Consider the following 10,707-nt stretch of genomic DNA (forward strand, 5'->3'; position numbering starts at 1 on the left):
CCCCGCGACCGAGTGTGCTGCTTTACTTTTATACATGTCACACAAGGGGTGGGGCATGGGGAAACCAGGTCGTTCGCGCAGAGGGCAGAGCGCGCTTGTCGGTGTCCGGCAGGGGGCAGAACCGATATCGGCAAGGATCGCGACGGCGCCGCGGCGTGCGGCCAAGGCGATTGCGCTGTCGGCGATGCTGCTGGGCGGCTTGGCCGGCACCCCGGCGCAGGCTCAGTTCAAGGTCGCCCAGGCGTTTACCAACAGCACCGCGCCGGGTTGGACCATCCTCGGCACCAACAACGCCCTGACCAATAACGACAGCGGCATCCTGACCGGCGGTTATGGCCTGATCGCCGACGGCAACAGCACCAACGACGCCAACGGCAGCGGTTGGTTGCGCCTGACCACGGACCAGGGCACCCAGATCGGCAATGCCCTGTTTACCGGCGGCACCTTGCCCTCGAGCAACGGCGTCATCGTCGAGTTCGACTACGTAATCTGGGGCGGCAACGGCGCCGACGGCATCAGCTTCTTCCTGTACGACGCGACCCAAAGCATGGTCGGGGCCCTGCCCGGCGCAGGCCTGGGATATTGCGACGGTCTCGGCGGTTACCTGGGCATCGGCCTGGACGAATTCGGCAATTTCTCCGGGCAAGCTCCGGGCGTCGCCGGCGGTTGTTCGCCGTTGAGCGGCAGCCCCGGCGGCGCCGGCGCCGACAATGTCGTGGTCCGTGGCCCCCTGAGCGACAACAATCGCTTCATCTCGCGCACCTTGCTCAGCGGCGGCATCGACGTGCCGACCGTAACCGTGCGGCCTGCCGCCGATCGCGCCCGCATCGTGCTGATGCCCAATGGCTCGGGCGGCTACCGGGTGTCGGTCGGCGTCGGCCAGAACGGCGGCGCCGTCACTACCGTGCTGTCGGAACTCAATTTTCCCTACACCGCGCCCAGCAATCTGCGCATGGGTTTCGGCGGGGCCACCGGCGGCCTCAACAACATCCACGAAGTGCGTGAGTTGACCGCTGCGGCGCCGGCCGATATCGCCGTGACCAAGACGGTGTCGGCCACACCGTTGTTCCGCGGCCAGCCGATGAGCTACACCGTCACCATCGCCAATACCGACATCAACATCACCGACCCGGGCAATCAGGCGCCGTCGATTGATGCCGCTAACGCACCGGATATCACCGATACCTTGCCGGCCTCGGTCACCGGCGCCACCTGGACTTGCAGCGCCACCGCCGGATCGACCTGTCCGGCCGCCAGCGGCTCGGGCAATCTGGCCTTCACCGGCGGCTATACGCTCGCGCCGGGTGGGGTGCTGACCTTCACCATCAGCGGCACCGTGGCGGCCGCAGCGACCTGCGGCGCCAGCGTTCCCAACACGGCCAGCGCCAATTTCTCGGCGACCGACGGCTTCTCCGACATCGACCCGACCGACAACTCGGCCACCGCCAACTTCACCGTCGCCTGCGCCGACCTGGCCATCACCAAGACCAATAACCAGACGATCTATGGAGCGGGCCAGTCGTTCAGCTATGTGCTGGTCGCGAGCAACGCAGGGCCCGCATCGGTGACGAACGCGGTTTTCACCGATCCGGCCATTGCGAACTTCGCGGTGGCCAGCGTGACCTGCGCCAGCCCGGTGGGAGGCGCTGTCTGCCCCAGCGTCGGAGCTGCCCCGGGGCAGCTATCGGTAGCGAACATGCAGGCAAGCGGGGTGAACATACCGACCTTGCCTTCGGGAGGCAGCGTTACCTTCACCATCTCCGGAACCGTGGCCGCCAACGCCACCGGCAATTTGACCAACATCGCGCAGATTGCGTTGCCGAATAACGGCGTCGACACCGCTCCGGCCAACAACACCGCGTCCGACACCGACACGCCCCAGCCCAATTTCGGGGTCTGCGATGCGCGGTTGTGGCTGGAGCAGTCGCCGGGCGCGCCGACACCGACCACGCTGTACCAGATCGGCACCAGCACCAATCCGCTGACCTTCAATCCGGTCGGCACCACCAACCTGCTGTACAACGCGGTCGGCTACAACACCGGCGACAACTACCAATACGGCCTGGTGACGAGCAATACCAATACTCTGGTCAGGATAGGCGCCGACGGTACCACCGTCAGTCTCGGCGCGGTCAGCGGGCTACCGGTCGCGACGTATATCAGCGGCGCTTTCGGTACTGCCGCCAACATTCTCTACGTCAAGGACAACGTCGCCGCCGGCACGACGATGTACGCGATCAACGTGGCCACCTTGACCGCCACGCCGGTCACCCTGAGCGCGGCGATCAACATCGCCGACTGGGCCTGGGTCGGCGGCCTGCTGTATGGCGTCACCAACGGCGGCCAACTGGTGTCGGTCAATCCGGCCACCGGCGCGGTCACCAGCATCGGTCCCCCTAACGGCTTGCCGGCCGGCTTCTTCGGCGCCATATACGGTGCGCCGAACGGTCTGTTCGGTTCCGGCAACAACCCGCCCAGCGGCTTCTACCAGTTCGACCTGGCGACCGGCGCGGCCACCCTGATCTCCGGCGCGCCGGGTTCGAGCTCGAACGACGGCTCCAACTGCGCGACCGCCAACATCACCTTCGGCGCCGACCTGGCGCTGACCAAGACCAATACGCCAGGGGTCAACGGCAACGTCGACCAGGCCAACGACACGTACACGCCGGGCACGAACGTCGTCTACACCATCGTGGTCAGCAACAGCGGCCCGTTCGGTGCGCAGAATGCGACCGTCAGCGATCCCTTGCCCGCCGGCATCACCACCGCGAGCTGGACCTGCAGCGGCAGCGCGGGCGGCGTGTGCGCGGCGAGCGGCAGCGGCGCGATCAACGACGCGACCGTCGACCTGCCGGTCGGAGGCTCGGTGACTTATCTGCTGACCGTAACGGTGCCGGCGAACTTCACCGGCGCCTTGAGCAACACCGCCACCGTCACGGCCGGTACCGGCACCAGCGAGGCCAATACCGCCAACAATCAGGCGACCGATTCCGACACTTCGGTGTCGCGCCTGACGATCAGCAAGATCAGTCTCGGCGGCGTCGGCGCCTTCAACTTCACCGGCACCAATGGCGTGGTCGCGCAGACGCTGACCACCACCGTGGCCGGCACGCCGGTCAGCGGCGTCATCCAGACGCTTACGACCGTGGGCGTGGCGACGACGATCACCGAAGCCGCGGTGGCGGGCTATGCGGTCACCGACATCACCTGTACCGGACTGGCCAGCGGCGGCACGGCGACGGCGGACCTGGCTAACCGCAATGTGGTACTCGATGCCGCGGCGACCGCGGCCGGCGCCAATATCACCTGTACGTTCACCAATAGCCGGCAGCCGATCCTGCGTCTGCAGAAAGCATTGCCGTTGGGGCGCTTCGTCGCGACCGATCAGTTCGTCCTGACGATCGGCGGGACGGGCGGCCCGAGCACGGTCACCACCACCGGCAGCACCAATACGCCGACCGAAGTCGCGATCATCAACCCGGCGACCGGCGGTGGCGCCTACACCCTGAGCGAAGCCGGCGCGGCCGCCACCAATCTGTCCAGCTATACGACGACCTATGCCTGCACCAATGCATTGGCAGGCGGGCAGACGCCGAGCGGCAGCGGCATCAGCTTCAACCTTACCGCCGCGGCCGGCGACGACCTGACTTGCACCTTCAGCAATACGCGCGCGCCGCTCGCCGACCTGTCGATCACCAAGACCAATACGCCGGGCGTGAACGGCGACATCGACCAGGCCAACGACACCTTGGTGCGCGGCGCGACGACCACCTACACCATCGTGGTCAGCAACGCCGGCCCGGATGCGGTGACCGGCGCGGTGCTGCGCGACCCGGCGGCCGGCCGCAGCAACCTGACCTGCACGGCGCCGCCGACCTGCGTCGGCGCGGCCTGCCCGGGCACTCCACTGACCTTGGCGGCGCTCGATGCCGGCGTGGCGCTCGGTAATCTGGTCAACGGCGGTACGGTGACCGTCACCTTGACCTGCGTGGTCAACTGAGGCCGATGCGCCCTCGCTCGACGGCGAGGGCGCAAACGCAGGCCGCCGGGGCCGGCGGTAAGGGCGGCGTGGCTTCGTAGCCGCGGCTTTCGGTCTGGCTGGGCGGCCGCGTAACCGCCGCCTTCGGTCGGGCCGGTGCGGTCCTCTGGCCGTGGCCTTGCGCTCGGGCGGCTACGAGCCTCAGGCCGTGGCCTGCGATCAGGCGGCTGCCACCCTCAAGCTGCGGTCTTCGTCAGGCCACGGCGGCCTGCAACAGTGCGAGTTGTTCGCGCAGCGATTCGTTCTCGGCGGTCAGCTCGGCCACGCGTTGGCGCAATGCCAGCACCTGGTCGGCGAGCGCGGCGTCCAGCGCCGAGGTTTCGCCCTCATCGCCTTCGCGCGGCTCGCGCGGTTTGCGCCGCGATTCGCGCACGCGCTTGGCCGCTTCCTTGAGTTCGCTTTTGCCGGCCAGGGCCGCGGCGCGCTGTTCGTCTTCCGGCAAGGTCGCGACCGCGGCGGCGGCATTGAGCGACAACGTGCCCGATTTCACCGCCGCCACCACTTCCGGCGCCGCCTGCTTGTGGATGGTTTCGATCAGGCCGACCTGGGCGGTGCTCAGGCGCGCCTCGCGGGCGATCTCGCCGCGTTGCTTGCGCGCGCCCGGCGCCGGCTTCGCCGCGGCTGCCGCGGCGGGCGGCGGCGTGTCGGCGCCCGGTTCGGCCGCCGAGGTGTCCCAGGGGGCGTCGTCGTTGCCAGCGTCGGCCGTTACCGCCGCCGGTGCGCCGGCAGCGGCGCGCTCGGCCAGGATCTCGCGCTTGCGCAGGGCCAGCACGCCGCGCTGGAAGTCGGACACGCTGCGCCGGCCGAGGTGCTGGTCGATCATCCACAGGTAGACGTCGTCGATCGACTGGAAGCGCGGGTTCTGCACGGTCTGGAACGGCAGGCCGTGCTTGCGGCAGATGCCGTAGCGGTTGTGGCCGTCGACCAGGACGTCGCCCCACAGCACCAGCGCGTCGCGGCAACCCTCGGCGAGGATGCTGCGCTCCAGCGCTTCGTGCTCTTCCTCGGTCAGCGGGTCGATATAGGCTTTGAGCTCTGGGTTGACGAGAATTTCCATGACGGGCACTGCAACTTCGGGCGCGGCATTGTAGGCAGATGCGGCCCATCGGTCAGCCCTGTGCCCATCCTGGCCTGCGGCCTTGCCGGTCGCGCCGGTGTTGGCGCGGTGCGGCGGAGGAGCCGGATCGCCCCCTGCGGCAGGCTCAGTGAGGGCGCATCGGCGCTGGGCGGATCTGGTCCTGAGCGTCGAGCGCTGCGGCTTGCGCAGGCGCCCGGGCGTTGAGGGCGGCGAGTTCGCGCAACGATTCGGCGACCGGCGTCTTCGCCGCGTCGGCGGCCGGCATCTGTGCGCGGACATGGGCCGGGTCGCGCGGATCGCCCTGGACCACGAACAACTGCTCGGGCTGGCCCGGGGCGTGGCCGGCGACGACCTGATCGACGCGGCTCAAGCCGCTGCGCTTGGCCAGCACCAGCAGGCTCGCGGCGGTGCGTTCGCCGTCTTCGCCGCGCCTAAGGCCCTGGCCTTGCTGGACCGCGGCGACGCCGGCGCGGACCTGCCCGTACAAGCGGTGGTCCGGGTGCTCGGCCAGGCGTGGGTCGCTGGAGGCCGCGGCCGGCAATGGCGGCAGGCGTCGCGAGCTCTCGTCGAACGGGTTTTGCGGCCGATCGGGCAAGTGGCGCAGGATCTCGCCGGCCACGCCGCGCGCGCCCTGCGCGAGCGCCGCCGCGATCGATGCGCCTTCGCGGGTCAACAGCATGTCGCTGCGGTACTTGTCGAACATCGGCCGATGCTGCTGCGCCAGTCGTTGCGCCTGCGGGTCGTCGAGCACCGAGCGGTCGCGCCGCCCCTCGCCGTCGACCGGGAGAAAGTGATGCATGCGATGCGACTCCCAACCGGCCGCGGCCGCGGGCAAGGCGTAGCGGATGTCGAGGCGGTCGCCGTTGTCGGCATAGCGGCCGACCCGGGTCAAGGTATCGACCTCCTGTTCGACCGCGTACATGCGGACCCGGCCGAAATGCCGGCCGGCGGCGCTGACCATGTCGCCGGCCATGACGTGATTGAGCACCTGGATGCCGCCCTCGGGGATGCGATCGCGCAGGCTTGCGGCGCCATAGGGGTTGAAGGTCTCGCCGCCTAGACCGAAACGGTAGGCGCTGATCTGCGCCAGGCAACCGCCGAGCGAATGACCGGTGACCGACACCGGCACGTCGCGGCCGAGTTCGTGTTTCAAGCCTTGCGCATATTCCACGGCGCGGCGGGTCAGGCCGATGGCATCGTCGGCCTGGCGGTTGACGCGCGCAGCGATCATGCCGCCGTCGGCGAGCAGACCGTCCTTGACGAACTCGCGGCCGAATTCGGTGCCGCGGTGTGCGACCACGATGGCGCCGGTGTCCAGGCGTTGGTAGATCGTGCCCTGGTAACCGGACGGACGGTCGACGTGCTCGATGACTTTGTAGGTCACCTCGTCGATGCGCACTTTTTCTTCCAGGCCCCTGGCGCGGCGCCCCGGCTCGTAGGGGCTGTAGGCGTCGCTGGCGAGGTTCGCGTACTGCTGGCTGTTCGTGCTCATGGCGTGCTCGCCCTCGGAATGAAGGTGACGGAGAAGACGTCCGCGCGGATCTCCTCGCGGTAAGTGCGCGGGCCTTGGTAATCCAGGGCGACTGCATCCTGCGGATTGACCCGCGGACGCCCGTCGCGCCAGAAGTGCAGGGTGCTGCCGCGCCCGGACAGCAGCGCCTCGCCCGGCAGCGTCGGGTCGATGGCGATGTCGCGATGCTGGCGGTCGGCGAGGTGCAGGCTGACGTGCAGGGCGGCGAGCTTCCAACGGCAGACGCCGAGGCCGTGGTAATCCTCGTCGCGCATCGCATCGGCGTGCACGGCGATGACATAGCGGTTGGCTGCGGTGCGGATATAGGTCGCCGGCAAGCTGTATCGCGGCACCGGCCGTACCCCGGTGCCCGCCAGCTCGGGCACGCAGGACAGGTCCGTCACCTCGTACTGGGCCGCGCCCTGCAGCGTCAACACCGGCCCGGGTGCATCGTCGAGACGCAGGGTGATCTCGTAACGCTGCTGCGGATGCGGATTGCGTCGGTAGTGCGGCATGGTCGGCTCGGAGAAGTTCGAACAGGCAGCGAGGGCCAGGACCCAGACGAGGACCAGGCCGGGCGCGGCGGGGGAAGGGCGCATACAAGCTCGTGGCGAAGGTGGATGAGCGCCGCTGCGGCAACGACTCGGCAGCGCCGCTGTCGTGGTCGCGGCGGTCGATGGCACCGTGCGCGGCGTCGCGCGGTCAGGCGAGGCCATGCTCGACCGCGAGATAGACCAGGGACGCATCGCCCCTGACATCGAGCTTGTCGAACACGCGCGAGCGGATCGTACGCACGGTCGACTCGGTGACGCGCAACGAATCGGCGATGCGGCGAATGCTTTCGCCCTTGACCATCAGCATCGCCACTTCGAGTTCGCGCGGGCTGAGCTGATCGAACGGCGAAGAGTCGAACAACACCTGGCAGGCCAGGGCGTTGTCTAGGAAGCGCCGGCCGCTGGCCACTTCGCGCACTGCGCGCAAGACCACCAGCGGATCGCTGGTCTTGCTGACGTAGCCCAATGCGCCCGCGGCGAGCAAGCGCCGCGGAATCGGGCTGCGTTCGAGCATCGAGACGATCAGGACTTTGCGCTCCGGGTCCTGTCGCAGCAGGCGGCGGGTCAGGTCGAGGCCGTCGGTATCGGGCAGGTCGAAATCGCACACCACCAGGTCGATGGCGAATGTCGGAATCAAGGCCAGCGCATCGCGACCGTTGGCGGCTTCGCCGACCACTTCGATGTCGCCCGCTTCTTCCAGGACCCAGCGCATTCCGGTGCGCATGAGGGGGTGATCGTCGATCATGAAGACGCGGATCATTACGAACTCTCTTGCCAAGTCAGATCCATCTGGATGACACCTAATCTCAACAAAACCCCAGAGTTGGCAAGCATCGCTTCTCGAATTTGCTTTGTGTCCACAAGAACGTAGACATTTGTCTACAAGGCGTGGCCAAACGCGCACGACGAATCAGAGTTTTCCTACAACGCATTCCGGAACTCCGGTGCTAGCCTCACTCACGGATTCGATGTCGCTGCGATGCATCCGCAGCGACGCCGCCGCCCGCCGCCGCACTCGCAGACGAAGGCTTGCGAACGGCGACGAGACGCCCGCGTCGCGGTATCGCGCGGCGGATATCCGCTCTGAAGCGTGGGCCTGCCGTCCTGCGATTCGGGCGGTGCGACCTGGGCAACGCGACTTGCATGGCGCGACCCGGGCCGCTCGATTGGTAAAACACCATCCGGAAGCACGATTCGTAAAGCACGATTCGTAAAGCACGAGCCGGAAAGCACGGTACGTACAGCACGACTCGGGAAGCACGACCCTGGAAGCACGGCCCGAACCACGCGATCCGAACCGTCGCCGTAAACAACCGCCTTCGAGGCGCACGCATCACATTGCCGCACGACGCAACGGCCGCGCCATCGGGCGAGGGGGCCATCGCGGGTCCGTGTGCGTGGCTGCGATTCGTAAGGTTTTTCCAGGCCGGAGGAGAGGCTTCCGGATGGCTGCGCAGAGTGCGCAGGTCCAAGGCGGCGCCGTAATCAGGCACCGGTCAGCGGGCCGCCTTGTCGGCAAGCCCGGCCGCAACGAAGGGGAACGCAATGGCAGGGATGGATCGGGTGTCGAGTGGACTGCATGAGGCGTACCTCGCTGGCATCCAGTCGGGGCTGGGCGACTTCGCCTTCTACAAGCTGATCGACGGCTACTTCAGCCACGAGATCGATGCCTTCGGCCTGCAGCTGATGGGGCGGATGATGGCCTGGGCCAGCAGCATCGCCCTGACGCTGGTGACCTTGTGGGTGTTGTTGGCGGGTTACCGCATCGTCACCGGGCAATCGCGCGAGCCGATGATGGCCTTGGTCGTCAATGCGATGCGGGTCGCCGTCATCGTATCGGCCGCCACCGGCATGTCGATGTTCGGCGGCAGTTTGCACGGCTTGTTCACCGACAGCCTGGACCGCGAGATCCATCAGGTGTTCACCGGCGTCGAGGGACGCACTGCCGCCGACAGCATCGATGAGAACCTGGCCTATACCCAGGTCGCCCTGGCCGCTATCGATGCGGTGCAGGTCGTCGACGGCGACGATGCGATGCGTGAGGAGAAGGCGCGGGCCTTGTTGTTCGCCGGCTTCGGTTCGGCCAGTCCGGCGATGACGGCCGGCGCGATGTTGCTGTTGTACAAATTCGGCATCGCCGTGTTCATCGGTCTCGGCCCCTTGTTCATCCTGTGCCTGCTCTTCGAGCAGACCAAGGACATGTTCCGTCGTTGGCTGTTGTACGGCCTGGGCACCTTGTTCTCGATGGCGACACTGAGCGTGGTCACTGCGATGGCGATGAAACTGCTGGCGAAAGTGGCGGTCGCGTTCTGGGTGTCGAAGGCGTTCAACGGCATCGTCGGTCTCGACGCCGAGGGTATGACCAGCCTGGCGATGCAGCAGGGCGGCATCGGCCTGATCCTGACCACCTTCATCGTCGTCGCACCGCCGGTGGCGGCGGTGTTCTTCAACGGCACCATGGGCAACTTCGTGCATTACTCGGCGTTCGGCGGCGGTGCCGGCGCTGCGCCCGCGACATCGGGCCAGGCCTCGGCCGGGTCGCATTTGTCGCCGCAGTCGGGCGGCGAGCAGCGTGCCGCCACGCCGGCCTTGATGACCGGGGCGGCGCACGAACTCGGCCGGCCGCCGTCGGGGCGCGAGTCGCGCGGCGAAGATTCGGTGCGGAGGGTCTGATGGCGATGCCGGATCGAAAATCCATCGCTCGCAAGCCCACGCTCCGCATCGTCGCGCTGGTGTTGGTGTGCGCCGCGGCGAGTGCCGCCTGGGCCGAAGGAGGATGCCCGCCGGGCATGGTCCCCTACACCGCGGCCTCGCCGAACGCCTGCGCGCCGATGCCCAATAGCCCCGCCCCGCGTGGGACGGCGGGGCCGCGTTGGGCCAGCCAATGGGGCGCGCTCGCCTTCGATGCGGCCGCCGGCATCATGGGGGCGGCGAGCGACACGCGCAGCAAGCGCGAGGCCAAACGCATCGCCCTGGAGGATTGCCGCGCGCGCGGCGGCCAGGCCTGCAAGGTCGAGATGAGCTACCGCGACAGCTGCGTGGTGGTGGTCGCCGGCGACCGCCAATCGGACACGACGACGGCGAGCAGCGCCGAACGCGCCGCGGAAATCGGCTTGGGCGCCTGCGAGGCGCGCAAGGATCGGCGTTGTCAGTTGTATTACGCGGAGTGCAGTTTTCCGGTGCGGGAGCGTTAGCGATGTAGTGTCGTATCGTCGAGGTGGGCGATGCGAATGCGTCGTTTCGATGCTTGCTTCTTGCGCGGGAGGTGCAGCGCAAGACCGCCATGGCGCGGTCGCGGCTTGTGACCGTACGAAATCCCTATGAGGAGCCGCTCCTGCCCCGAGCAGCGTTGCCTTCTTTGCCTTTGCCTTTGCCTTTGCCGTTGCCTTTGCCGTTGCCGTTGCCGTTGCCGTTGCCGTTGCTGTTGCTGTTGCTGTTGCTGTGCGTCGCAGCGCCCTTGCGAAGGCGACGGAAGACCCGGAGGGCGGCCCGCATGGATGCGGGCCGTTTTTCATCGGGACAGGGA

Annotated in this window: 8 protein-coding genes; 3 read left to right on the forward strand and 5 right to left on the reverse strand. The window is 67.7% G+C overall.

All coding sequences use genetic code 11. The features are described from left to right. Positions 1 to 184 precede the first annotated feature (184 nt). The gene (locus ACKN61_RS03335) at positions 185 to 4,000 is read left to right on the forward strand and encodes a DUF6923 family protein (RefSeq protein ID WP_408952307.1); all 3,816 of its coding nucleotides are present in this window, start codon (positions 185 to 187) and stop codon (positions 3,998 to 4,000) included. Positions 4,001 to 4,232: 232 nt separating this feature from the next. Here the strand turns inward: ACKN61_RS03335 and ACKN61_RS03340 are convergent, their stop codons facing one another. The 4 genes from ACKN61_RS03340 to ACKN61_RS03355 all read right to left on the reverse strand — a co-directional run bounded on the left by ACKN61_RS03340 (position 4,233) and on the right by ACKN61_RS03355 (position 7,905). Next, positions 4,233 to 5,096, reverse strand: a complete 864-nt coding sequence (locus ACKN61_RS03340; protein WP_408952308.1) for a plasmid replication/partition related protein — start codon at positions 5,094 to 5,096, stop codon at positions 4,233 to 4,235. Positions 5,097 to 5,241: 145 nt separating this feature from the next. Beyond that, positions 5,242 to 6,609, reverse strand: a complete 1,368-nt coding sequence (locus ACKN61_RS03345) for an XVIPCD domain-containing protein (protein ID WP_408952309.1) — start codon at positions 6,607 to 6,609, stop codon at positions 5,242 to 5,244. After that, a complete protein-coding gene (locus ACKN61_RS03350; protein ID WP_408952310.1) occupies positions 6,606 to 7,226 on the reverse strand; it encodes a hypothetical protein in 621 nt (206 codons plus the stop codon). Before ACKN61_RS03350 ends, ACKN61_RS03345 begins: the two co-directional genes overlap by 4 nt. 103 nt (positions 7,227 to 7,329) lie before the next feature. Further along, positions 7,330 to 7,905 (reverse strand): response regulator transcription factor, encoded by a 576-nt coding sequence (locus ACKN61_RS03355; RefSeq protein WP_161786049.1) that lies wholly within the window; start codon positions 7,903 to 7,905, stop codon positions 7,330 to 7,332. 821 nt (positions 7,906 to 8,726) lie between these two features. Here ACKN61_RS03355 and ACKN61_RS03360 point away from each other — a divergent pair. Continuing rightward, positions 8,727 to 9,854 (forward strand): type IV secretion system protein, encoded by a 1,128-nt coding sequence (locus ACKN61_RS03360; RefSeq protein ID WP_408952311.1) that lies wholly within the window; start codon positions 8,727 to 8,729, stop codon positions 9,852 to 9,854. Next, positions 9,854 to 10,375: a DUF4189 domain-containing protein gene (locus ACKN61_RS03365; protein WP_408952312.1), complete on the forward strand. Its 522-nt coding sequence runs from the start codon at positions 9,854 to 9,856 to the stop codon at positions 10,373 to 10,375. The genes ACKN61_RS03360 and ACKN61_RS03365 overlap by 1 nt, the downstream gene beginning before the upstream one ends. A gap of 124 nt (positions 10,376 to 10,499) precedes the next feature. On the opposite strand, the gene ACKN61_RS03370 is transcribed toward ACKN61_RS03365, so the two are convergent. Next, the coding region (locus ACKN61_RS03370; RefSeq protein WP_408952313.1) for a hypothetical protein at positions 10,500 to 10,707 on the reverse strand (208 nt) is incomplete at its 5' end.

The sequence above is a fragment of the Lysobacter sp. Hz25 genome (assembly GCF_046097045.1).
GTDB lineage: Bacteria > Pseudomonadota > Gammaproteobacteria > Xanthomonadales > Xanthomonadaceae > Lysobacter > Lysobacter antibioticus_B.

Coding starts and splice junctions, on each gene's coding strand:
- ACKN61_RS03340 (WP_408952308.1), bottom strand. CDS start 5,096: ATGGAAATTCTCGTCAACCCAGAGCTCAAAGCCTATATCGACCCGCTG.
- ACKN61_RS03335 (WP_408952307.1), top strand. CDS start 185: ATGCTGCTGGGCGGCTTGGCCGGCACCCCGGCGCAGGCTCAGTTCAAG.
- ACKN61_RS03365 (WP_408952312.1), top strand. CDS start 9,854: ATGGCGATGCCGGATCGAAAATCCATCGCTCGCAAGCCCACGCTCCGC.
- ACKN61_RS03350 (WP_408952310.1), bottom strand. CDS start 7,226: ATGCGCCCTTCCCCCGCCGCGCCCGGCCTGGTCCTCGTCTGGGTCCTG.
- ACKN61_RS03355 (WP_161786049.1), bottom strand. CDS start 7,905: ATGCGCACCGGAATGCGCTGGGTCCTGGAAGAAGCGGGCGACATCGAA.
- ACKN61_RS03360 (WP_408952311.1), top strand. CDS start 8,727: ATGGCAGGGATGGATCGGGTGTCGAGTGGACTGCATGAGGCGTACCTC.
- ACKN61_RS03345 (WP_408952309.1), bottom strand. CDS start 6,609: ATGAGCACGAACAGCCAGCAGTACGCGAACCTCGCCAGCGACGCCTAC.